The organism is Maribacter confluentis (assembly GCF_030505015.1).
Classification (GTDB): domain Bacteria; phylum Bacteroidota; class Bacteroidia; order Flavobacteriales; family Flavobacteriaceae; genus Maribacter; species Maribacter sedimenticola.
This window is the reverse complement of the sequence record NZ_JAUKUC010000001.1, coordinates 1,313,689-1,339,315: the sequence shown is the minus strand read 5'-3', so window position 1 is coordinate 1,339,315 and position 25,627 is coordinate 1,313,689. Positions and strand designations below refer to the sequence as shown.

General features: G+C 38.6%; 16 protein-coding genes, 1 tRNA gene and 1 pseudogene. 9 read left to right on the top strand and 9 right to left on the bottom strand.

Annotated elements, in window-relative coordinates:
* Positions 1-11 precede the first annotated feature (11 nt).
* The 3 genes from Q2T41_RS05810 to Q2T41_RS05800 are packed head-to-tail and all read left to right on the top strand — an operon-like array spanning position 12 to position 3,954.
* Positions 12-419 (top strand): cupin domain-containing protein, encoded by a 408-nt coding sequence (locus Q2T41_RS05810; protein ID WP_304435290.1) that lies wholly within the window; start codon positions 12-14, stop codon positions 417-419.
* Positions 420-474: 55 nt separating this feature from the next.
* Entirely contained in the window at positions 475-3,156 is a 2,682-nt protein-coding gene (locus Q2T41_RS05805; RefSeq protein ID WP_304435289.1) for a PVC-type heme-binding CxxCH protein, read from the top strand.
* 45 nt (positions 3,157-3,201) lie between these two features.
* On the top strand, positions 3,202-3,954 hold the full coding sequence (locus tag Q2T41_RS05800) for a ThuA domain-containing protein (RefSeq protein WP_304435288.1): 753 nt from the start codon (positions 3,202-3,204) through the stop codon (positions 3,952-3,954).
* Between the two features lie 202 nt (positions 3,955-4,156).
* Here Q2T41_RS05800 and Q2T41_RS05795 read toward each other — a convergent pair whose 3' ends face one another.
* From Q2T41_RS05795 to Q2T41_RS05785, 3 genes are all read right to left on the bottom strand, one after another.
* Positions 4,157-5,488 (bottom strand): vanadium-dependent haloperoxidase, encoded by a 1,332-nt coding sequence (locus tag Q2T41_RS05795; protein WP_304435287.1) that lies wholly within the window; start codon positions 5,486-5,488, stop codon positions 4,157-4,159.
* Positions 5,485-8,985 (bottom strand): VCBS repeat-containing protein, encoded by a 3,501-nt coding sequence (locus Q2T41_RS05790; RefSeq protein ID WP_304435286.1) that lies wholly within the window; start codon positions 8,983-8,985, stop codon positions 5,485-5,487. Before Q2T41_RS05790 ends, Q2T41_RS05795 begins: the two co-directional genes overlap by 4 nt.
* A 412-nt stretch (positions 8,986-9,397) precedes the next feature.
* On the bottom strand, positions 9,398-10,126 hold the full coding sequence (locus Q2T41_RS05785; protein WP_304435285.1) for an NUDIX hydrolase: 729 nt from the start codon (positions 10,124-10,126) through the stop codon (positions 9,398-9,400).
* Between the two features lie 155 nt (positions 10,127-10,281).
* Here Q2T41_RS05785 and Q2T41_RS05780 point away from each other — a divergent pair, with 155 nt between their 5' ends.
* From Q2T41_RS05780 to Q2T41_RS05770, 3 genes are read left to right on the top strand one after another with little or no spacing between them, the layout of a single operon-like run.
* Positions 10,282-14,064 carry a ThuA domain-containing protein gene (locus tag Q2T41_RS05780; RefSeq protein WP_304435284.1) on the top strand — a complete coding sequence of 1,261 codons (3,783 nt, stop codon included), beginning with the start codon at positions 10,282-10,284 and terminating at the stop codon, positions 14,062-14,064.
* Between the two features lie 5 nt (positions 14,065-14,069).
* Complete coding sequence (locus Q2T41_RS05775; RefSeq protein ID WP_304435283.1) at positions 14,070-16,616, top strand: glycoside hydrolase family 2 TIM barrel-domain containing protein; 2,547 nt, start codon at positions 14,070-14,072, stop codon at positions 16,614-16,616.
* The gene (locus Q2T41_RS05770) at positions 16,600-17,412 is read left to right on the top strand and encodes an SDR family NAD(P)-dependent oxidoreductase (RefSeq protein ID WP_304435282.1); all 813 of its coding nucleotides are present in this window, start codon (positions 16,600-16,602) and stop codon (positions 17,410-17,412) included. The genes Q2T41_RS05775 and Q2T41_RS05770 overlap by 17 nt, the downstream gene beginning before the upstream one ends.
* 1,094 nt (positions 17,413-18,506) lie before the next feature.
* On the opposite strand, the gene Q2T41_RS05765 is transcribed toward Q2T41_RS05770, so the two are convergent.
* Positions 18,507-18,579, bottom strand: a tRNA-Met gene (locus Q2T41_RS05765).
* Positions 18,580-18,767: 188 nt separating this feature from the next.
* Between Q2T41_RS05765 and Q2T41_RS05760 the strand changes: the two are divergent.
* The 3 genes and pseudogenes from Q2T41_RS05760 (at position 18,768) to der (ending at position 22,390) form a co-directional block, all read left to right on the top strand.
* Positions 18,768-20,131: pseudogene (locus tag Q2T41_RS05760) on the top strand (alanine/glycine:cation symporter family protein).
* A complete protein-coding gene (gene era / locus Q2T41_RS05755; protein WP_144802143.1) occupies positions 20,118-21,002 on the top strand; it encodes a GTPase Era in 885 nt (294 codons plus the stop codon). Before Q2T41_RS05760 ends, era begins: the two are co-directional and overlap by 14 nt.
* A gap of 83 nt (positions 21,003-21,085) precedes the next feature.
* Positions 21,086-22,390, top strand: a complete 1,305-nt coding sequence (gene der, locus Q2T41_RS05750) for a ribosome biogenesis GTPase Der (RefSeq protein WP_304435281.1) — start codon at positions 21,086-21,088, stop codon at positions 22,388-22,390.
* A 90-nt stretch (positions 22,391-22,480) separates the two neighbouring features.
* On the opposite strand, the gene Q2T41_RS05745 is transcribed toward der, so the two are convergent.
* From Q2T41_RS05745 to Q2T41_RS05725, 5 genes are read right to left on the bottom strand one after another with little or no spacing between them, the layout of a single operon-like run.
* Positions 22,481-23,266, bottom strand: a complete 786-nt coding sequence (locus Q2T41_RS05745) for a TPM domain-containing protein (RefSeq protein WP_304435280.1) — start codon at positions 23,264-23,266, stop codon at positions 22,481-22,483.
* Positions 23,247-23,684, bottom strand: coding sequence for a TPM domain-containing protein (locus Q2T41_RS05740; RefSeq protein ID WP_304435279.1), 438 nt, complete (start codon positions 23,682-23,684; stop codon positions 23,247-23,249). The genes Q2T41_RS05745 and Q2T41_RS05740 overlap by 20 nt, the downstream gene beginning before the upstream one ends.
* A gap of 7 nt (positions 23,685-23,691) precedes the next feature.
* A complete protein-coding gene (locus Q2T41_RS05735; protein WP_304435278.1) occupies positions 23,692-24,291 on the bottom strand; it encodes a LemA family protein in 600 nt (199 codons plus the stop codon).
* Positions 24,292-24,316: 25 nt separating this feature from the next.
* The gene (locus Q2T41_RS05730; protein WP_089262681.1) at positions 24,317-24,646 is read right to left on the bottom strand and encodes a MerR family transcriptional regulator; all 330 of its coding nucleotides are present in this window, start codon (positions 24,644-24,646) and stop codon (positions 24,317-24,319) included.
* A complete protein-coding gene (locus tag Q2T41_RS05725; RefSeq protein WP_089262683.1) occupies positions 24,646-25,623 on the bottom strand; it encodes a M23 family metallopeptidase in 978 nt (325 codons plus the stop codon). Before Q2T41_RS05725 ends, Q2T41_RS05730 begins: the two co-directional genes overlap by 1 nt.
* Between the last annotated feature and the right edge of the window lie 4 nt (positions 25,624-25,627).

Below are 25,627 nucleotides of genomic sequence, written 5' to 3'. Positions count from 1 at the left end.
CAAAATTGAATATGTCCAAAACTTGGAAGTTTATAAAAGAAGAGGATATGATGTTCGAGAAAGCTTTCGGACGTGATCATTATTGGCACTACCATCCAAATATAATTAAAGGCGCCGCATCTTATATGGTGAAAGTAGTAGTGCCAGAAGGTGACGGACATGATTTTCATCGACATCCAGAAATGCATGAAATTCTTTATGTACTAAAAGGAACGGCAGAACAATGGATCGAAGATGAAATGCAAATTCTTGAAGTTGGTGATTCTGTCTATATAGATCCCAATGTGGTTCATGGAACATTTAATGCCGGTAAAGGTGATCTAGAATTTCTTGCAGTGCTGTCCCCACCCGAAGGGTGGGAGGCTGGCACTATAGATGTAAGTCAAGAAGAACCGTATAAAAATTATCGGTCTAAATAAAATAGTGTCACGTTCCGGCAGCAAATCAACTGCTAATCTGAAAATAAAATTTACAATGAAAAAATCAAATTTATCACTCTTATGGGTATTAGGGGTACTGTTTTTTGTCTCCTGTGCAGAAGAGAAACAACCACCTCCACCATTGACATATACGGGTGAGAACCCTAGGGTACAAGACCCACTTAGCCCAGAAGATTCTCAAAAACACATACAATTGCCCGAAGGGTTTACTGCCGAACTTTTTGCTGCAGAGCCTAATATCATTAATCCCATTGCATTTACTTGGGATGAGAAAGGTAGGCTTTGGGTAGTGCAATCTAAAGATTATCCGCATGAATTGGCAAATGATGTTGGTGGTGACCGCATTACTATCTGTGAGGATACCAACGGAGATGGTAAAGCCGATAAGTTCATTGATTTTGCAACGGAACAAAGTTTGTCTACAGGCATTGTTTTGGTAAAAGGCGGGGCAATTGTTTCACAGGCACCGGATATGGTATTTTTAGAAGATACCAATGGCGATGATAAAATGGATAAGCGTACCGTACTTTTTAGTGGATTCGGTACTTTCGATACCCATGCTGGGCCGTCAAGTTTACGCTATGGTATTGATAATGCTATTTGGGGTGCTGTAGGCTACTCCGGCTTTGAAAATCAATTTGGTGAAAAAACGGTAAAATTTGAACGTGGTGTTTATCGGTTTGAAAAAGATGGTTCTTATTTAGAGCCAATTGGCCAGTTTGATAATAACACTTGGGGTATGGGCTACAATGAGAATTTTGAAATTTTTGGTTCTACAGCTAATAACAACCATGCGTGTTATGTTGGTATTCCTTTAAAACATTATGAATATTTGGACAAATTGCCCTCTTGGGCACTGAATGCCGATTTTATACAAGGTCATTATGAGATAAATCCCGTAGATACAATTCCGTTGCAACAGGTAGATGTAAGAGGCGGATTTACAGCTGCTTCAGGAGCAAATTTTTATACAGCAAGAAATTATCCCGAGAAATATCAAAATCAAATGTACGTTGCAGAACCAACGGGACATTTGGTACATACTGCCAATATCGTAAAAGATGGGGCAGGTTATAAAGAAGTAGATGGGGGCAATATTTTCGCCAGTACAGATGCTTGGACCGCTCCTGTTTTTGCAGAAACTGGCCCAGATGGAAACTTATGGGTGGCAGATTGGTACAATCCCGTTATACAGCATAATCCTGATAAAAGGGGTATGGAGAACCAAATTTGGAACGCCGATAAAGGAGAAGGCAATGCACATATTAATAAGCTTAGGGATTATGGTCATGGAAGAATTTATATCATTAAGTATGATAAGGGCAACGATTCTGAAATTACATCTTTAGACGCTTCAAATGATGAAGCATTATTAAAAGGTTTACAAAGTGATAATTTGTTTTGGCGTACAACGGCACAACGCTTAATTGTAGAAGGAGATAAAACAGCACTGATCCCTGAATTAATAAAACTAGCTAATGATGATTCTGGAACAGATAAAAACGGACTAAATGCCCCCGCATTACATGCACTTTGGACCTTAGATGGGCTAGAAGCTTTGAACACTAATGAAGAGGCCAAAAAAACATTACGAAATGCTTTGTCTAGTAGTAGCTACGCTGTTAAAAGAGCAGCTATGGCCTTGCTACCTGAATCTATTGAGAGCAGCGAATTATTGGCAAATTCAGGTTTGTTGACAAATGCCGATTCTCAAATAAGATTAGCTGCAATTTTAAGGGCAGGTGAGCTGCCAGAGTCACCTTCTTTATATACCGAAATGGAAAAAGTTGCTAAAGATGCGGCCGTTTCTTCAGATAAATGGTTAAAAGCAGCAACAAAAGTATACTTCAGGGAATTAAACCATGAAGAAGTAGCTGCCGAGGCTGTAGAAATGATAGTACCGTCGGCAAAAGAAAAATTAACTTCTTGGAAATACACTACCGATAAACCCGCTGATAACTGGGTTGACTCAGATTTTAAGGATTCCGGGTGGAAAAGTGGTCAAGGTATGTTCGGCGGCCATGATGAAGAGCGTATAAAAACCAAATGGACCACCGATGACATTTGGTTACGTAAAGAAGTGATTTTTGATACTAATCTCGATGATCCTGTACTCAAAATTGCATATGATGACGATTACGAGCTATATATTAATGGAATTCTTATCATTGCAGAAACAGGTGCTAGCAATGATTACAAATACCTAAGGGTAGATGAGGAAAAAAGAAGCCTGTTTAAAAAAGGCAAAAATAGTATTGCTGTACATTGCAAGAATACAGGTGGTAACCAGCATATAGATATTGGTATCGGCAAAATGGGAAAGGTAAAAGTTGATGTTACTTTTAACCTTAAAACGGTACCCCAAGAAATGGCTTTCGATAAAACCGAATTACAAGCGGTGGCAGGGCAAACGATAGAAATTACGTTAGAGAACGTAGATCAAATGCCTCATAATTTGGTAGTTGTTACTGCGGGTAGTTTAGAAACTTTTGGCCCTACGGTAGATAAGTTTGTGGTTACACCAGATGCCGAAAAAATGGGATACGTGCCTAACTCTAGATATGTTTTGGGCGCTACCAAAATGCTAAATCCTAATGAAAGTGGTTCTGTGATTTTTACTTTGCCAGATACACCAGGTACATATCCATTTGTATGTACGTTTCCTGGTCATTGGCGATTTATGCAGGGGGTAATCATCGTTACCGCGGCAGAATAAATAGCAGGTCAAAAAGAATAATAAAAACAATTAACTAATTATAATATGAAAAGAACAGCAATTCTATTAGTCGTATTCGGAATCACTTTCGGATGCAAAGTTCAAGAATTACCTAAAGAGTATAAAAACGATGCATCTGTAGGGTATTATATTTCCGATAAGAAGAATGCTACCAAAATTGCGGTCACTGGTGGAAGTGGTTCACATGATTTTAAAAAATTCTTTGGAGAAGCAGATGGGAAAGTTCTTAGTGATAACGGTAACAATACCGTGGTCTTTTCTGAGGACCCAAATGAAATCGATGCATTGATTCCGGTTGTAGATGTGTTGATGCTTACCAATAACCAACCTTTACATACAGCATCTAAGCAAGCTATATTTTCGGGAGTGAATGCAGGGAAGTTAAATTTGTTAATATATCACCCAAGTACTTGGTATAACTGGCAAGACTGGCCTGAATATAACAAAGAAATTGTTGGTGGAGGTTCACGATCGCATGAAGATTTACAAGAGTTTGAAGTTACCGTAGTTAAACCAGATCATCCCATAATGAAAGGGGTTCCACCAAAATTTAGAATTGTTGATGAGTTATATCGTTGGGAGAAAGACCCAGAAGCAGAAATTGAGGTTTTAGCCATTAGCAAAGGCTTAGAATCTGGTGAAGAATATCCTTCCGTATGGATCGTAAAGCATCCAAAGTCAAAAATTGTGGGTAACACTTTGGGGCACGATGCAAGAGCTCATGATCTACAAGCGTATAAAACCATATTGAAAAATAGCTTGGAGTGGGTTAAATAAGTTAAATAAAGTTTAAACGTATTCCTATAAATTAAGAAGGCACCGTTTATAAGGTAGCGGCATTAATTTTCAAAAATAACCAAACCAACCTTGAGACTCAATTTTAATTGGGATAAGACCATAACCGGTGCTTTTTTAATTTGTTTTTTTATGATTATTAGTTAAAAAGGGGTTTTTGGTATTTACTAGTGTAAGCCCAAGCTTACTTACTATTTGTTCTTAAGTTATTGGCAAAAAACGCCCCAATGGCATAGCCTTCTTCTTGACCGTTTACGATAGCAGGCATATAATGAATACCACCATAGAAACGGCTTATTGCTGCTTCCTCAGCCGCTTGTTTAAACGACCCGAAATTTCGAACAGGTAACCCAAATTCAACTTCTGTATTGTCTGAAAATTCAAATGTTTCCCCAAACAATTTACCTAACATGATTGCCGCAGCAGAAGAAACTACACTATGTCCGCTTGTGTATTCTGGGAATGGAGGTGTCTGTAATACGGGTAACCAATTGGGGTCTATATGCTGATTTATATAAGTTTCTGGTCGTATAACAGAGCTTCGGTATTTTTCGTCCCAACAACTGATAAATGCATCGGCCAAGGTTACTGCTACTGTAGCGTATGCTTCGGCCGATTTCAGTACAGAAGCATTTGATTTTTTACAGGTTAAACTGGTTATGTTCATCCAATGCCCGTTGGGGGATATTTTTTTGGTGGCATACATTACATGGCCGCGAACGTTCATTTTAAACGGATTGCAATCCCAAAAATTGGCAATTTCATTTTCTTCAGCAGTATTCGTATTCACTTTTTCATAAACGGCTACAACATCTTTGTAGAAAGTACTTGCTGTATCTGTAGAAAACGGGGGAGGGGGAACGGGCTTAAATTGTTGGGCAGAATCTATCATGAAGGTGCGCAATTTGTTCCAGTTGGGTTCAATGGCTTTCATATATGCCGGAGGTGTTGGTTTCCATGAACCTACATCATTTCTTACCCTATAATCGGACATAGACTGTATTTGCTTATAATTATCTTTATTTGCCCATGCGATAATGTGTTCGGCCACTTGCTGCCCATAAGCAATCGAAGAATCATATGTTGTTTTAGGTATGCCAAGTGTTCTGAATTCTTCTAGTAGTGTTTTTTCAAAGCCATCAATTTTTTCTTCAGAAAGTACAAAATGTTTGCTCGTAGTTAGTAGGGCATGTACTGCGGCTAGTGTTGGACTGTATTCTATTTTGTTCTCTTTAATTGGTAATGCTTCCAAATCATGTAACTGACCAGCTAGACTTGTATAGTTATTGTTACCTTGGATAAGGGTTTCATATGCTGCTACGGAGACATAGGCGTATGTACGGCTTGTTACGGGTGGTGAGAAAATATCATGAACAATTACATCAGTGACTTGTTTCATTGCCCTATGAAGAAATTCTGCATTTTCCGTTTTCATTTTCCAGTCGTTGGAAGTAGTTTTCTGAGCCGGACAGGTAATTGAAATAATCAAAAAAGCTATAAAGAACATCCTACTCATAATACTTCTCTTTTGCTTCCCTTAAAATTGGTAATAGTAATTTTTTTGACGGTCTTTTCAATCGGAAATTTTCGGGTTGATTGTGATAAAAAAGTTGAACCATAATAGAATTCTACCCGTCTTTTTTTTCCATCTGTATATTCTATATCGGCACTAAAATCATCTGATTTTAAATCTATCCATTTTTTTTGTTTACTATCCTTATTGGTGAATAACAGTAAACTGTCTTGGTTTTGGGTAACAATAAATACATCCTCTTTTTTTGCGGTATGCAAACGAACCAAACCTTTGGCATCTCCATTTGCAAAAAAGCCCGATTTAGTTGTGTTTACCGCTTTAAAATTGCCTTTACCATTCCCTTTTAGATATAAACCTGTAAAAGCATCGTGCCTACCACTGTAGGGATCCATGCCATAATCGTTACCGACCATTAGGATATCCAGGTTTCCATCGCCATCTATATCATCGGTTTGCATACCAAAAATAGGTGCCTGTTGCGACTCAAAGGGAAGCGGGCTCATTTCAAATTTTCCATTTCCTTTATTTTCTATATAGCTACTGCGCATTTCAGTAGCTTTTAAGACCAGGGCATCAGATTGGTATACATCATTCCATATCATATCCATATCTGCCAAACCATACGATTTATAGGTATTATATTTTTTTCGCATACTAATTACTTGGCTTACAAGGTCGTCTCTAGATGCTATAGGGTATGATTTACGTTTGCCATCATCTCCTGTCATATAGCAAAAGACCATGGCATCCATAGAACCATTTTGGTCAATATCCTTAGCGATAATGGTCATAGGTTCTTTTGGTGTTGCTTTATAATTGGTATTTAGCCCTAAATTGCCAGCTACATAGTCTATATCTCCATCATTATCAAAATCTCCCGAGGTAAGGCTGTTCCACCAACCAATTTGGTTTTCAAGTCCAGATTTTATAGGTGTTAATGTATTACCTGTATTTCTTAAAAAAGTAACTGGCATCCATTCCCCACTCAAAATCAAATCTGGTCTACCATCCATATCAAAATCACTCCATAAGGCATCTGTTACCATGCCTATATTTTGCAGCTCGGGAAGGTAATCTTTGGTTACATCTGTAAACTTCCCATCATCGTTCCGTAATAGAAAACTATCAGGGGCTAAAGGGTAAGCGGCAGAAATTACACGACCACCTACAAATAAATCTAAATCACCATCGCCATCAAAATCTGCAGCTTTTACACAAGAGCCATTGGTAAGGTCTTGGGGCAATGCATCCGTTCTTTGAAAATAGCCTTTGCCATCATTTAGGAAGAAACGGTCGTTGCTTACAGCATGTTGTGCAGGAATTTCATAACTGCCACTAACCAGATATAGATCTAAGTCGTTATCATTATCGGCATCAAAGAACAATACGCCCATGTCCTCGTAAAGAATATTCTCTTTTTTGTTGAACCTGGATTCGTCTTTAATGAACTGTCCCGATTCATCTTGCATAAAAAATACACCTGGATTATCCGATGAACCTCCTACATAAAAATCATCGAAACCGTTGTTGTCAATATCACCTACAGCAATGCCAGGTCCATACTGGCTCAATTTATGGGGTAGGGTAGGTTGAATATTATAATCGGCAAAGTCGGTTTCAATGGGTTTAAAGTTAATACCGTATTCATTTGTTACGTTCTGGAATGTAAATGAATTTAAAGGGTCTCTAAATGGATTACTTGTTTCTTTAGCTTTTTGGTAGTCTAATACTATTTCGTTGTCTGTAACATTGGTGATAATTTGTGATTTACCGCTGGGCCATACTACAGAAATCGTATCTAATTTAGTTACATTTCCAAATGCAAAATGTGCCCTTGGATCGTTAGAAGATAAATACCCACGGGAAGGATAATGCTCGTAGAATTGTTCATTTTTTCCATAACGAATAAGTATAATGGCTCCTATGCCGTTAGGATTTTTCTTTGGTCCTTTAAAAGAGACCGTTAGATGTTTAAATGAATTTTTAAGGGTGTTTTCATATACAAAAGCGGTATCGTTTATATTATTTACTACAATATCCAAATCTCCATCGTTATCTAAATCGGCATATATACCACCGTTTGAGAACGACTTTTGGTCAAGTCCCCATTCTTTTGATTTGTTTTCGAAGTTAATGCCATTGATGTTTTTAAATGCATAATTGGCAAGTTTAACTACGGGTAACGAGTCGGTCATGGCCAATGTAAAACTTTGTGCGCCGGCGGTTTGCCCACTGCCGTAGGCGATATAATCTAAATCGGTTACATCGCGAGGTAGCCCGTTTGTGATAATTAAATCACGAAAACCGTCATTATCAAAATCTGCAGCTAGGGGGCACCAGCTCCAATCGGTTTCGAAAACACCGGCCATAAAACCAACGTCGTTAAATACGGGATGCCCATTTGGTGTTTGCCCACTGTTCACTTGCAAAACGTTTCGTACGTATTGATGGTTGTAGTTATACTGTGTATTATTTATATAGTTATAATATTCATTACCACTCAACATCCGTTTTTTGCGTAAGTTGTTCTCGGGTAACATTTCTAAAGAAATAACATCTACTAACCCGTCATTATTAAAATCAACAATATCGGTTCCCATGGCGTTCCACCCTGTGTGTTTAAAATACTCATCTAACCGGTTCGTAAAGGTGCCATTCTTATTGTTGATGTATAATATGTCGTTCGAGATAAAATCGTTGGCTACATAAATATCGGGCCATCCATCGGAATTAATATCGGTAATAGAAGCGGCATGTCCCCAACCTTCTATCGTTATTCCAGCTTCTTTTGACACATTTGTGAACGTGTTATTACCATTATTTCGGTATAACCTGTCTGTATTTTTAGCACTACCATCTGTCAATTTACTTCTAAAACGAATTGGGGTTCTTGGGTCGTAGATTTCGTTGGTTACCTGATACAAATCTAAATCACCATCATTATCATAATCAAAAAAGTAAGCCTGTGTACTGTAACCGTTATCGGCTAAACCGTAGGCAACGGCAGATTCTTGGAAAATTGGTATGCCCTTTTTGTTTGTACCCTTATTAATATATAAAAGATTGGTACGGAGTTTTGGGTCTTTTCTAAACGACGCCGACACATAAATATCTGGCCAGCCATCGCTATTGATATCAACAACAGAGATGCCGGTAGACCAATGACCTTGGCCATTTACTTTGGCTTTTTCTGTGATATCCTTAAATTTTAAGTTTCCCTTGTTGAGGTATAGTTTATTTGAAACCATGTTGCCGGCAAAATAAATATCCATAAGCCCATCTTGGTTAAAATCACCAATGCCCACGCCGCCACCATTGTATATATTGGCCTGGTTTAGGATATTCAAAGTATCGCTTTCAAAAAGCTGGTTGTTGAAATCGATTCCGGTTTCTGTACTTGGTGCTAATCGAAAAAGTAAAGGGTTTTGTTGAGCAAAAGTTGTGTATGCCAATAGAATAAAAATGAATGTAAGTGCCAAGTTTATCCTTTTGCTTTTAATTTTAATCTTCATTATTTTTTTGGGAGATACAGTTTGTATGGAGTTCTTTTAACTATTTCAATAGAGATGAAATATATTAATATCCATAAAAAGGTATATTACCATACTGTTCATTAATACATCAAATTGTGTCATTTACAGGAATTTTAATGGTAATGATAAAGAGAGAATTGTTTATGCACACTACCTTGAATGAAGTTTACTTCAAAAGGTTTTTTTTAAATCAAAAATGATGAAGAGCTTATTTTGGGTCTTCTTGTATAGGTCTTAATAAATTATACAAATCATTTTAAAGTAACTTTTATACTAGTTTTTTTTGGATCAAAAAAAGGTGATTTTAAATATTGAATACATTTGTTAAATACTAGGTTTTAGAAAACGTAATGTATAATTATTTCTTGGTCAGAAACCGATACAAATAGGGTGCTTTATTCGCCGCTCCGGTCAATTTTTTGCCCATTCTTTCTAATACGTCCAGGTCCAACATTTTTTTCTGAAAATTATTCCTGCGAAAGGGCCTGTCGTATACTGCCTCATAGAGCAGTTGCAGGTCTTTCATGGTAAATTCTTCAGGAAGTAGGTTAAAGCCCAATAACTTAGAATCCAGGTTTAAACGCAATGCCTCCAATGCTTTATGTATATGTTGTTCATGGTCCATAACCATTTGGGGCAAATCCGTAATCTCATACCAATCAATAGATTGGTCTATTTCGGTCAATTTCGGTGTTACCTTGTTAATATCTACAAGCGCGTAGTAACCAATGGCAATAAAGCGCTGGGTTAACCATTCTAAAAAGTTGCCGTCCTGGAGCTGTTCAAATATATCAGGATTCATTGCGATCAATTTCTCAAGTGCTTCACGATTGGTTCTCGGCACATCGCCAAAAACCCGGTATTGTTCCAAAAAAATGTCCCCGATTCCAGTACGTTCCTCCAAAATTCGTTGGGCTGCTTGATCAATGCCCTCTTCTTGCTTCACAAAACCACTGGGCAAAGACCAAAAATCACCTTTAAAAACCATCTTAGGTACCAAAACCTTTAGCCTGTTCTGGCTATACCCAAAGATGACGCAGTCTATTGAGAGTTGATTAACAAAATTTTCTTGATTTTGACTTTTCAATGAAATTTCAATTTATGTAGGTTATCTCTTTCTACCCCAAAAATAAAAGGATTTTATAGAGTGGCAATAGTCCATGTGCAAAGATAAAATTTAATGTCTTTTATTTAGACAATAATAAAATTATTATATATTTGACATTCATAAATTCAATAAAAATGAAAAATCACATCTCTTTTGTATTCTTAATTGTGTTGGCTATCACCATGGGATCATGTAGTCAAAATGCTAAAAATCAAGTTTTAGTGTTTAGTAAGACAGATGCTTTTCGTCATGAGTCTATAGACGCTGGTAAAAATGCTTTGACTAAAATGTCCCAAGAAAAAGGATTTGAGATAACCTTTACCGAAGACGCTGAGTACTTTAATGAAAAAGAGCTTAAAAAATTTAATGCCGTAATTTTTCTTAATACAACAGGTGATGTATTGAATGATAAACAACAAAATGCCTTTGAGCGCTATATTCAAGCAGGGGGTGGTTATGTTGGTGTGCATGCGGCAACAGATACCGAGTACGAATGGCCTTGGTATGGTGAGTTGGTAGGTGCTTATTTTCAAGATCACCCTATAGAGCCAAGCAATGTGCAAAAAGGAACATTTACCGTTACACAAAAAGATAGCTGGGCAACAAAAGGTATGCCTATAGAATTTGAGCGTGAAGATGAGTTTTATAGTTTTAAGAATATCTCGCCTAACATTAATGTTGTTTTGACAATTGATGATAAAAGCTATAAAGGTGGCACCAATCCAGATTATCATCCTATGAGTTGGTATCAAGAATTTAATGGTGGCAAATCTTTTTATACTGCTATGGGCCATACGAATGAAACCTATAGCGACCCTTTGTTTCTTGACCATTTATGGGCGGGAATTCACTATGTCGTTGGTGGTGATACGCCAAAGCCTTTAGATTATGCAATGGCAAGACCAGAGGAAAACCGATTTACAAAAGTGATTTTGGCCGAGAAACTAGATGAGCCTATGGAATTGGCGATTTTAGATTCTGAGCGTATTTTATTTATTCAACGCAAAGGTGAAGTAAGAATATTTAATACAAAAACACAAGAATTAAAAACGATTGCCAACATACCCGTAAGTTTAAAATATGTGAATAAAGAGGGTGAAGAATCTGTTGGTGAAGACGGCTTGTTAGGGTTGAATATTGACCCGAATTTTGCTGATAATAATTGGATTTACCTTTACTATTCTCCCGTTGATGAATCTGCAAACGTACTTTCTCGATTTGAGTTGAAAGGAGAAGAGCTAGTTCTAGATTCTGAAAAAGTTTTATTGACAATCCCTACACAAAGAGAACAATGTTGCCACACTGGCGGTTCTATTGCTTGGGACAAGGAAGGTAATTTATACCTTTCAACTGGTGATAATACCAGTCCACGTGCAAGTGTTTACAGTCCGTCAGATGAACGGCCGGGAAGAGGTCCTTGGGATTCCCAAAAATCATCTGCCAACACCAATGACCTACGTGGTAAAATTATACGAATTAAGCCTAATGACGATGGTACCTATAGTATTCCCGATGGTAATTTATTCCCCGTGGGAACACCAAAAACAAAACCTGAAATTTATACAATGGGGCACCGTAACCCATTTAGAATTTCGGTAGATCAACATACCGGGTTTTTATATTGGGGCGAGGTTGGTCCTGATGCCAATGAACCGGATTCGCTACGCGGACCGGCCGGCCATGATGAAATAGGGCAAGCAAGAAAAGCAGGTAATTTTGGCTGGCCTCACTTTGTAGCTAATAATAAAGCCTATGTGAAATATGATTTTGCCAATGAAAAATCCTTGGAAAAATGGGATGCAAAAGCACCTAAAAACACATCACCTAACAATACAGGGTTAGAAATTCTACCACCGGCGCAAGAGGCCTTTGTGTGGTATCCTTATGCAGAATCAGAAGAATTTCCTTTAGTGGGTTCGGGCGGTAGAAATGCCATGGCTGGGCCAGTTTATTATTCAGAAGATTTTAATGAGGCAGAACGGGCGTTTCCTAAATATTACGATGGTAAATTCTTCGCATATGAATGGATGCGAGGTTGGATTATGGCAATAACCATGGATGAGGAGGGGAATTTAAAATCGATGGAGCGTTTTATGCCCAGTTACCGTTTTAGCAACCCCATGGATATGCAATTTGCCGCTAATGGAGATTTGTATATGTTAGAATATGGCTCTGGTTGGTTTTCTGCAAATGATGATGCCAGACTTATTAAAATTGAGTACAATGGTGGTAATCGTTTGCCTAAGATTCAAATGGCAGCAAATAAAATTGGAGGAGCAATACCGTTCAATTTAAAATTGAGCGCTGAAGGTACTGTTGATCCAGATATGGACGATTTATCATATGTTTGGGAAGTTTCCGGTGATAATAATTTTAGTGAGACCATTAAAACACAAGATGCAAATATTACACTAAAGGATATTGGTGTTTATGATGTAAAACTTACGGTCAATGATGGCAAAGGAGGAGAGACAAGCCAAACTCTAGAAATTACTGCTGGTAATGAGCCACCTGTACTTAGTTTAGAAATGCCTAATGGTAATAAAAGTTTTTTTGTGCCTAATACATATTTAGAGTATGATATACAGGTAACGGACAAAGAAGATGGTAGTTTAGAGAATGGTATTTCTAGCGATGAGGTATCTGTTTCATTCGATTTCCTAGCAGAAGGTTTCGATAAAATTGAAATTGCACAAGGGCATAGGGCCGCTGATGCATCTACACAATTTGCCAGTGGAAAAAGTTTAATGAACGATAGTGATTGCATGGCTTGCCATAAACAAAAAGAAAAGTCTATAGGGCCTTCTTATATGGATGTTGCCATGAAATATAAGGGCGATGACACGGCCATTGAATATTTAAGCAAGAAAATAATTTCTGGTGGAGGAGGTGTTTGGGGAGATGTTCCTATGGCGGCACACCCACAGTTATCCGTAGAAGAAGCGGCAGATATTTCTAAATACATTCTAAGTCTTGCAAATGAGAAATCTAATGTTACATCGTTACCAACCAAAGGGTCATATCTTACCAAAGTAGATGCAAGTGATCAAAGTAAAGGAGTATATATTGTTAGAGCTGCTTATGAAGACCATGGCGCAAATAAAATGCCGTCTTTAATGGCCGAAAAATCGTTTGTATTGCGTTCATCAAATATTGGTCCGCACGATTTTGATGAGTATGTAGATGTAAATAAAATGTCTTTTGGTGGGTCAAGATTTGCTATTCCGGCCAAATCGGGTGCTTATATGACGCTACAACAAATAGACCTTAATGGCTTGTCTGAATTGATATTACAGGCAACCGCACCAATAGCACAATTAAATGCTGCAGGTGGTAAAGTAGAATTACGCTTAGGAAGCCCTAAAGGTACCTTAATTGGGGAATCAGGGTTTTTAGAACCATCTGAAGCGGGCGGTTTTGCACCAAGCCCCATAAAAGCACCTATTTCTTTACCTGATAGTTTTAATGGCGAACTACAAGATCTCTATTTAGTCTTTAAAAATGAGAGGATAGAGATTGCTGGTACGTTAATGGTGGTGTTGGCAGCAGAATTTAAATTATCTAAAGAGCCCAATCAGGTTGTTTTAGAAGCTACCAATTCTACATCATCGGTATCTAAAGATGATTTTTATACCGGGAAATGGGACCTTACTTTTAAGGGTACTCCAAACGGGGACTCAAAAATGATTGCAAATATTTCGAGAAAAGATGGTCAATTAACAGGAGAATTAAAGGATTCTGAGGGTAAGACCCCAGCAATACCAATGACAGATATTCAAGAGACTACCAATGGTATTAATTTTTCATTTACGGCCCAAGGTTTTAATGTTAGCGTAAAATTGCTCAAAGACGACCAAAACCATCTAAATGGTAAAATGATGGATATGTTCGAGGCTACTGCAGTGCGAATAAACTAAAGAAAATGAAGAACACTGTATATATTATCGTATGGTTTATTTCAATACAAATGATGTTTGTAGGATGTTCCCAATCGGAAACCAAACCATTAGCAACGCGTGATCGGTTAATAAATACCGATTGGAAATTCGTACGGGATTCGATTACCGGTGCAGAAAAACAAGATTTTGATGATTCTCAATGGGTGTTGGTAGACCTACCACATGATTACAGCATAATGGATTTACCAGGTGAGGATAGTCCGGACCAAATAGGTCCATTCAGCAAGACCGCTCCCGGAAATGGAAATTCAACCGGACATGTCCCTGGTGGGACTGGTTGGTACCGAAAGGAATTTACGGTAGACTATTCCGATGCAGGTAAATCCGTGATTTTAAAATTTGATGGGGTCTACTTGGAATCGGAAGTTTGGATGAACGGCCAAAAAGTAGGGGAACATAAAAATGGATACACCCCGTTTTGGTATGATGTAACACCTTTTCTCAATGCCACGGGAGAACCTAACCTCATTGCCGTTAAAGTGGAGAACTTAGGTCGTAATTCGCGCTGGTACAGTGGCTCCGGCATTTACAGGAACGTCCATCTGGTTATGGTGCCGCCTGTTCATATCAAGGAGTGGGGAGTTGCCATTTCAACGCCTAAAGTTGACGACAAAACCGCAATTGTATCCGTAGAAGTTGACACTGAAAACAATACGGATAAAGCATCGGAAATAGTTTGCACCATCAATATCAAAGACAAATTGGGCAACATTTCTGGTACTGTTTCGGAAAGAATCAATATCGCATCCAGAGGGGAGAAAAAGTTCACAAAACAAATTGAGATACAGAATCCCTTGCTGTGGTCAGTAGAAACCCCTGATCTTTATACTGCAGAAGTAGTATTACAAGCCAATGGTCAAGAGGCAGATATCTATACACAGCCTTTTGGAATAAGAACTATCTCTTTCTCGGCAGACAAAGGATTTCTACTCAATGGTAAACAGACTTTGCTCAAAGGTGGGTGTCTGCATCATGACAATGGTTTCTTAGGCGCAGCAGCAATCCAAAGGGCAGAGGAACGCAAAGTAGAATTGATGAAAGCGAATGGTTATAATGCGATACGCTGCTCGCATAATCCACCATCGGAAGCTTTTTTAAATGCTTGCGACGAATTAGGAATATTGGTAATCAATGAATTTACAGATATGTGGGAATCCTATAAAAATCCACAGGACTATTCGCTTCATTTTAAGGAACATTGGAAAACCGATCTCACCAATATGATCCTAAGGGATAGGAACCATCCCAGTATTATCATGTGGAGCATAGGCAATGAGGTGCCCAAAGAAAGTGTTCAAGATGCAGTTAGAATTGGGAAGCAACTTGCTGAACATGTTCGTCAATTGGATAACACAAGGGCTGTAACCGAGGCCGTTACTTCGGTGTTCACACCCGGAGGATGGGAAAATTCAGCGGATATATTCAATATACTCGATGTCAGTGGCTATAATTACCAACCCCAACGTTATGCAGATGATCATGAAAAATTTCCAAATAGGGTTATGTATGGCTCAGAATCATTTGCATTGGATGCTTATACCTATTGGGAAGCAGTTGAAAAATATCCACATGTAATTGGTGATTTTGTGTGGACTTCAATGGATTATATCGGAGAAGTTGCCCTAGCACATACCAAGTATGTTCCAGAAAACGAAAAGGTAATTTTTAAGCTTCCAGAATACTCCATACCTGCTTCCGCAAAGATTTTTGATATGATGGAAGGCATGCCTTCTGCCTGGCCCAATTATGTGGCTTGGTCTGGAGATTTTGATATCACCGGAGCTAAAAAGCCCCAAATGTTATATCGCGATGTGCTTTGGGACAACAGTATTATTGAGCTAAACGTCCACGAACCAATTCCAGAAGGTATGGCTGAAAATATAAGCGGTTGGGGCTGGCCGAAGGAGTGGCCCATATGGAATTGGGAGGGCCATGAAGGCGAACCCCTTCAGGTCCGCGTTTTTACAAAGGCACCCAAGGTTAGACTAGAGTTGAACGGGAACGCAGTGGGAGAAAAGGAACTTATGGAAGATGACCACTATATCGCAGTTTTTGATGTGCCCTATCAAGCGGGGGAATTAACGGCGATAGCTTTGGAAGAAGGAAAGGAAATCGCAAGAAAAGTTTTAACAACAGTCGGTGCACCAGTTGGTATCCGACTCACGCAAGAACGAAATTCCCTAAGCCCTGATCGTAACGATCTTGCCTATGTAAAAATCGAGATTGTGGATGCAAAGGGAGATCTAGTTCCTACCGATACTGCACAAATTAAAATTTCAGTTTCCGGAACTGGGGAACTCGTTGGTTCGGGTTCGGGTAGTCCTGCCGATATGGAAAGTGTTAACAACAACCTTATTAAAACGTATAAAGGGAGGGCTCAGGCAATCATAAGGCCTTATCAAGAACCAGGTACCATCGTTATTAAGGCCGAGGCTCAAGGTCTGGCCATGGGGGAGTTGAAAATTGAGGTGGGTAATTCAATAAACGCAACACATGAAGGTCAAAAATAAAGTAATCGTGGTCACTGGTGGCGGTGGCGGTCTGGGAAGGGCACTGGTCTTGCACCTATTGGAATTGGGGGCCAAAGTGGCTGCTATAGACATCAATGAAAAGGCCTTACGAGAAACTACAATATTGGCGGGAGAACATGGCAAAAATCTTTCCACCCATATTTTAGATATAACGGACAGGAAAAAGGTGCTTTTATTTCCCGAAGAAGTTATCAAAATACATAGAGCTATAGATGGCATCATCAACAATGCAGGGATTATTCAGCCTTTTATTCATGTCAACGAGCTTGATTTCCAAAAAATCGAACAGGTCATGAACATCAACTTTTACGGTGCACTTTATATGGTAAAAGCCTTTTTACCCCATTTGTTACAACGGCCAGAGGCTCATATCGTCAATGTTTCAAGTTTAGGTGGTTTTATCCCTTTTCCCGGTCAGACCATTTATGGTGCTTCCAAGGCAGCACTTAAATTACTTACAGAAGGTTTGTATGCAGAACTAAAGAATATATCGGTAAAAGTGACCATCATCCACCCTGGGGCCATGCAAACCAAGATCATGTCCAATTCTGGATTAAAGACCTCCACTGAAGAAGAAAGCGCTCCAAAAAACAAAATGATGTTGAAGCCAGAAGATGCCGCTAGACAAGTCATCAAGGCAATGGAAAAGAATAAGTTCAGGGCTATGGTAGGAAAAGATGCGCGAATGTTGGATTATATTTACAGAATACACCCAAGAAAAGCCGTAGAATTTATTGTAAAGAAAATGGGCAGTAGAACCCTCAGGAATGAATGATTAAAAAACAAACAGTATTATAAATGAAAATCCCTCTCACAGTAATATTACTTTGCTGTTTGTTAGCACTCAAATTATACTGCTTAGTTGCTCACATGACTTAACCAAACAACTGTCAGGCCGTAGTCGATTACTAAAAACAGATTGGAAATTTGTTCACGATTCTGTTCCTAGTACCGAATAGATAGGCTTTGAAGATGTTAGTTGGATATTAGTAGAATTACCACATGATTAAAGTATTATGTATTTGGAAGGGCAAAATGGTCCGAATCAAATAGGACCTTTTAATAAGACTGCTTCATTATTCGGTAAATCAACCGGCCATGTACCTGGTGAAACAGGAAAGAACTGTAAAACGTTTTCTGTGGATCAAACTGATGTAGGTAAGTCCATTATTTTAAAGTTTGATGGGGTTTATTTAGAATCGGAAGGACTGACTTCTGGTGAATTGAATATAACATGTAACTAGTACTTTGAATACTAAAATGAAAGTAAAAGATAAGTTAATTATTGTCGTAGGTGGTGTAATTTGATTAGGTTAAGCTCTTATATTTTACCTTCTAGAATTAGGCACCACAGTTGCGACCAACCAACTTAACATAGAGAGATAATGCCAATTATCAAATCGATTGATTTGCAACAATTAATATAAGATTTAAAAATGTTGATATTGGGTCATAAATCAATAATATTTTCAAATTAGTAAATCTTTTTGTTCATATATAGTTGTTCTTTATTCAGATAATCAACTTTTTGTTCAAGAATAGAAGATATCTATTAATGTCTTTGAAATTGAAGTAAATAAATAACTAAGGATTTAGCGAAAGAGGAATTGGGTAAAATTCTATTTTTATAACTATTGCTTGTTCATCGAAAGTAGGAATAGTTTCAGATTTAAAATTTAAAATTTAAAACTTAAAATGTAAAATTGGAAGATGTTAAATATAGACATGTAAGTTCAAAAAAAACGATAGAAAAAAATGAATTCCTTAGAAAAAACGTAACTTTTTTTATCTTAAAATGTTTTGATGACCTTAAAATTAGGCATAAAAAAACGGTCTAGCGAAAGCTAAACCGTAGATTTTGGTACTTAGTAGCGGGGACTGGACTCGAACCAGCGACCTTCGGGTTATGAGCCCGACGAGCTACCTACTGCTCTACCCCGCGATATGGGTTTCATCTATTTTGTTTTTTCAACCTCAGTTCATTACCCTGACGAGATGAGCGCTACTATTTGTAACGGGCGACAAATATACAACCAATTTATTCTATTTTCAAAACTTATTTAAAGAATCTTTTTTGGTGCACCTGCCACTAAAAAACTTAAAATCCATAACTTCGAATTTTAAGCATTTATGGAGAAGATCAACGATTTTATTGCCAGTGCATTACCTTATACGGAATGGCCAATGTTTCTTTTACTTATTGGGGGCGGACTTTTTCTGGTCTTTTATTCTAAGTTTATGCCGTACCGTTTTTTTGGTCATGCCGTGGCGATTACAGCTGGTAAATACGACAACGTAAACTCTGTAGGCGAAGTAAGTTCGTTCCAGGCATTATCATCCGCTGTGGCGGCCACGGTTGGTTTGGGTAATATTTCGGGGGTGGCAATTGCTATACATGATGGTGGTCGGGGGTTGTGTTTTGGATTTGGATGACCGCATTGATCGGTATGTGTATAAAATTTTATTCCTGTAGCTTATCCATAATGTATAGGGGAACTGATTCTGAAGGTAAGTTACAGGGAGGCCCAATGTATTATATTACTAAAGGTTTGGGGGAGAAGGCCCGTCCTTTGGCTACCTTTTTTGCCGTATGCGGACTATTTGGTTTTCTGGGCGTATTTACGGCAAACCAGTTTACGGAAACCTTTATGAGTGTGGTAGAGCCCTCAACTACAATTCTTGATATGGGAGATGAAAATTGGAAATGGACTATTGGCATTGTTCTGGCCATTGTTACCTCTTTTGTTATTTTTGGCGGACTCACAAAAATTGCCAAAGTTGCATCTGCTATAGTACCTTTTATGGTGGCGTTATATCTAGTAGCGGTTGTAGTGGTCATGGCATTAAATTCGGAAATGATCCTACCATCGTTAAAAATGATCATCACCCAGGCATGGGACTTGAAATCTGCCGCAACCGGTGGTTTCTGGGGTTTGGTGATTATTGGTGTGCGCAGGGCCATGTTTTCCAATGAGGCAGGTTTGGGTAGTGCACCTATGTACCATGGGCAATCTAAGAATGATGAGCCCATTAGGGAAGGGTTGGTTGCAATGTTGGGTCCTTTTATAGATACGATTTTGGTTTGTACGTTTACGGCTATAGTCATTATATTGAGTGGGGCCTACTTGGAAGATGTCAGTGGCATTGTAATGACCTTGTCCGCTTTTGAGACTACACTTTTTGGTTGGGGAGATGTGTTATTAATGGTCATTGTTACCGCCTTTGCATTATCTACACTGTTTACCTATTCATATTATGGCGTAAAATCCCTTTCGTTTTTGACCAATGCCAAAATTGGCAAACTGTACAATTGGTATTTTGTGATCATGATTGTATTTGCAGCGGTAGCTTCATTGAATTTGGTAAAGAATTTAATTGATTTGTCTTACGCACTTATGGTAATTCCCAATATGATTGCCGTACTTTTGTTGGCTCCCAAGGTTAATGCGGAAATGAAGAAATACCTAATAAAATTAAAAGATGGCAGAGCATAAGGCAGGATTCGTAAACATTATCGGTAATCCCAATGTGGGCAAATCCACATTAATGAATGCGTTCGTAGGGGAGAAGTTATCAATAATTACTTCAAAGGCACAGACTACAAGACACCGAATTTTGGGAATCGTCAATGGTGACGATTTTCAAATGATATTGTCGGATACTCCAGGTATCATAAAGCCGGCCTATGAGTTGCAGAGCAGCATGATGGATTTTGTGAAATCTGCATTCGAAGATGCGGATGTCTTGTTGTATATGGTAGAAATAGGTGAAAAGGCGCTAAAGGATGAAGCTTTTTTCGAGAAAATAAAGAACAGTAAGATTCCTGTTTTGTTATTGTTGAACAAAGTGGATACCGCCACGCAGGAGCTATTGGAAGAACAGGTGCAGTATTGGCAGCAAATGTTGCCCAATGTAGAGTTGCATCCTATTTCAGCGCTATCAAATTTTAATATTAAAGGTGTTTTTGAGCGCATTATAGAATTGTTGCCCAACTCGCCCGCTTACTATCCAAAAGACCAATTAACGGATAAACCGGAACGCTTTTTTGTAAACGAGACCATACGTGAAAAAATCCTGTTAAACTACAAAAAGGAGATACCCTATGCCGTAGAAATCGAGACCGAAGAGTTTTTTGAAGATGAGGATATTATTAGAATGCGGTCCGTGATCATGGTTGAACGCGATTCTCAAAAAGGTATTATCATTGGTCATAAGGGTGCCGCGTTGAAACGTGTTGGAATTGAGGCAAGAAAGGATTTAGAGCAATTTTTTGGAAAACAAGTGCATATAGAGTTATATGTAAAGGTGAATAAAAATTGGAGAAGTGATTCCAGACAGCTAAAAAGATTTGGATATAACAAATAGCACGATCCATAATTTGATCATATACATAAGGTAATCAGTCAACTATTGTTGGGATTATACTACCTTTGCGCCAAATTTAAGCTATGAGTGCAATTGTTGCCATTGTGGGGAGACCCAATGTAGGTAAATCAACGTTTTTTAACAGATTAATTCAAAGACGCGAGGCTATTGTAGATGCCGTCAGTGGGGTTACCCGTGATCGTCACTATGGTAAGAGTGATTGGAACGGAAAGGAGTTTTCTGTAATAGATACGGGTGGTTATGTTGTTGGTAGTGATGATGTGTTCGAAAAGGAAATTGATAGACAGGTTGAGCTTGCCATTGAAGAGGCAGATGCCATAATTTTCATGGTTGATATAGAAACAGGGGTAACGGGTATGGATGAGGATGTGGCCAAACTGTTACGTAGGGTCAAAAAGCCAGTTTTTTTAGCGGTAAACAAGGTGGATAATGCTAAAAGGGCAGAAGATGCCGTAGAATTTTACTCATTAGGATTGGGTGAGTATTATACACTTTCCAGTATAAACGGTGGTGGTACGGGAGATTTATTGGATGCGCTTGTAGAGGAATTGCCAGATGTGGTCGAGGAAAAGAGCGAGTTACCACGATTTGCTGTTGTAGGTAGGCCCAATGCGGGAAAATCTTCGTTCATAAATGCATTGATCGGGGAGGAAAGATACATAGTGACAGATATTGCCGGTACTACCAGGGATAGTATAGATACCAAGTACAACCGATATGGATTTGAGTTCAATTTGGTGGATACGGCCGGTATACGCCGAAAGTCGAAGGTAAAGGAGGACTTGGAATTTTATTCGGTTATGCGTTCCGTAAGGGCAATTGAGCATTGTGATGTATGTATACTCATGCTAGATGCCACCAGAGGTTTTGATGGTCAGGTAGAGAATATTTTTTGGCTTGCACAACGTAATCATAAAGGAATTGTAATTCTGGTAAATAAATGGGATTTGGTAGAGGATAAGGAGACCAATACCATAAAACATTATACACAAAGAATTAAAAAAGCAATTGAGCCGTTTACAGATGTGCCAATTCTATTTGTTTCGGTATTGACCAAACAACGTATTTTCAAGGCTATTGAAACTGCCGTAGAAGTCTATAATAATAGGAACAGAAAAATCATTACGCGTAAATTCAATGAAGTCATGTTGCCTATCATTGAAAATTATCCTCCACCGGCTTATAAAGGAAAATTTGTAAAGATCAAATTCTGTACACAGCTGCCTACGCCTTACCCACAATTTGCATTTTTCTGTAACCTCCCGCAATATGTGCGTGAACCCTATAAACGTTATTTGGAAAATAAAATCCGAGAGGAATTTGATTTCTCTGGAGTGCCTATTACGGTATTTATGAGGAAGAAATAGTGTAATACTATTTGTTTTATTAATGGTCAAATGATTTTATTATATCAAAATCGTTTGATCATTTTTATTGGTATTTGCCAACAATCGTAACTACCAACCACCAGAAGCGCCGCCGCCGCCAAAGCCGCCGCCGCCGAAACCTCCTCCAAATCCTCCGCCACCAAAGCTTCCGCCGCCACCGCCAAAACCTCCTGATCCGTTGGAGCGTCCCATATTGCTAAGAATGATCATATCCCATGGGCTAAGGCCTTTTCTTCTACCTCTACCGTTATTGTTATCATCATCTTTTCTGCTCCACAATAAAAATAAGATCAGGATAAATATTATAAACGGCAGATAAGAGGAGAACGGGGTACCACTACCGGTATCAAAGGAACGTTCTTCCTTAAACTCACCGTTCAATACTTGAAAAATGACATCGGTTCCTTTATCCAGGCCTGCAAAATAGTTTCCGGTTCTGAATTCAGGAAGAATAATATTTTCTATAATACGTTTAGATAAGGCATCGGTCAACGAACCTTCAACACCATAGCCGGTATTAATGGCTATCTTTCTATCGTTCTTGGCCAATAAAATCAGGATGCCGTTATCCTTGCCTTTTTGTCCAATGCCCCAGGCTTGTCCCCAATTTGCACCTAGGTAGTTGATGTTTTCGCCCATGGTACTACCAATAATGGCAACTACAATTTGGGTAGAGGTACTGTCGGAATAGCGCACCAGTTTCTGACTCAACGCAACTTTTTGTTGACTATTTAATAGGTCTAGATAATCATATACGCTGGTTTCTAGCGCTGGTTTTTCAGGAATTTCAAATTGACTCCAAATGGGGTTGCACCAAAAAAAAAGAATTAAAAGACTAGCCTTTAGATATTTCATTGCTCAATTCATTGGTGTCATCCGTTTGCCACGGAAAATGCACTTTTAATTCCAAACCTGCCTTAAGGATTCCTGCTTTGATACCTTCTTTGTAAGCACCTTTGATAAAATGTTTTTGAATGGTATCTTTTGTAGTTTGCCAAAAATCCGCAGGAACTACCTTATCGATGCCCTTATCGCCGCAGATAACAAATTTTCTATCATTGACCGCCACATAGAGCAAAACACCGTTCTCCTGTTTGGTGTTATCCATTTTTAAGATATGGAATACCTCCTTGGCCCGTTCATAATGATCTTTTGTGGTATGTGCCTCTATATGCACCCGTATTTCGCCAGAGGTATTGTTTTCGGCCTCTATAATAGCCTCCACAATTTCTTGTTCTTCGGTTTGTGTCAAAAAATCTTCTACTCTGGACATATAGAAATCAATCAAATTCAAAATTCACGTCAGGTGCGTTTTCAGAACCTACATCCGCTTTGTAGTATGCTAGCTCATCGAAATTTAGAAAACCTGCCAATATTGAATTTGGGAATTTTTTAATGTGCAGGTTGTAAGGCTCAACGGTTGCATTGAATCTGTCCCTGGCTACGTTTATTCTGTTTTCAGTGCCTTCTAATTGTGATTGAAGTTCAAGGAAATTTTGGTTAGCTTTTAAATCAGGGTAACGTTCTACGGTCACCAATAATCTGCTCAAAGCACTGCTAAGACCACTTTGTGCCTGGTTGAATTGCGCTAATTGCTCTGGGGTTATATTGGCAGGGTCAATACTAACGGAAGTTGCTTTTGCTCTTGCTTCGATAACATCGGTCAATGTTCCTCTTTCAAAATCTGCTGCACCTTGTACGGTTTTCACCAAATTGCCTATTAGGTCATTTCTACGTTGATATTGACTTTCGACATTGGCCCAACTTTTAGTGGAAGTTTCTTTTAAAGCTACGGCTGTATTGTTGAATCCTACGCCCCATTGGTATAGCCCAAATGCAATGACGACAATTACGATTAATGCAATAATTCCTTTTTTCATAATGGTAGTGTTATATAGTGTAGTGTTATAATTGGTCCTTTATTTTGTTCAGTTCTGCTTTGACCCGTTCCAGCTTTTGAATGATATCAAAATTGGAAAGCGTTTTTTGCTTTTCTTCCTTTAAATGTATTTTGGCCCCCTCCAAGGTAAAGCCCCGTTCTTTGACCAAATGGTAGATCAGTTGAAGGTTCTTTATGTCTTGGGGTGTAAATTTTCTATTGCCCTTGGCATTTTTTTTAGGCTGTAAAACGTCAAATTCCTTTTCCCAAAAACGAATTAATGAGGCATTGACCTTAAAGGCCTTGGCCACTTCGCCAATTCCGTAATATCTTTTTTCTGGGAGTTCTATCTGCATTAATCCAGTGATTGGTTTTCCTGATTAGCGAATTTCAACATGTTTTCAAATTCTTCGGCAGATAAACTACCATAGTAGAAATTGATTGGGTTTATACGGTCATTCTCTTTCCAGACTTCATAATGTAGGTGTGGGGCCTCTGAACGCCCGGTACTTCCTACAAAACCAATTAAATCCCCACGTTTTACCTTTTGGCCCTTTTTTACATTGTATTGACTTAAATGGGCATAAAGACTTAAATAGCCGTAACCGTGTTCAATTCTAATGTGTTTGCCATAACCAGATGAATTATTGTCGGCCCGGGTGACCTTGCCATCTCCAGAAGCGTATACCGGTGTACCCTTAGGGGCGGTAAAATCCATGCCGTAATGCATTTTTCTTGCCTTGGTAAAAGGATCGGAACGCCAGCCGTAACCAGACGCCATTCGCGTAAGGTCTTCATTGTTAATAGGTTGTATAGCGGGTATTGACATTAACAATTTTTCCTTTTCCTCCGCCAATTTGGTGATTTCATCCAATGACTTGGACTGGATCGTCATTTGTTTTTTAATGATATCAAGCCTTTTCGTAGTGGCAATGATCATTTCGCTATTGTTGAAACCCTCCAAGGATTTATATCTGTTTATACCTCCAAAACCTGCCCTACGTTGTTCGTCAGGAATAGGGTTGGCCTCAAAATATAAACGGTAGATGTTATTGTCGCGTTCTTCAATATTGCCCAAGACCTCCTCTATCTGTTCCATCTTCTTGTTCAATAGTTCATATTGAAGTTCGTAGTTCTTTACCTCACGGGAAAGTGAAAGTTCCCTTGGGGTATTGACAAGGTCTGTATTTAAAAGTAAGATAAGTCCAAGAAGTCCAAAAAGGCAAGATCCCAAAATAAAGAAGGTTATATTTCTATAACGTCTAGATTTTTCGGGCTCTATTTTACGGTACGACAGGGTGTCTGGGTCGTAATAGTATTTTACCTTAGACATGAAT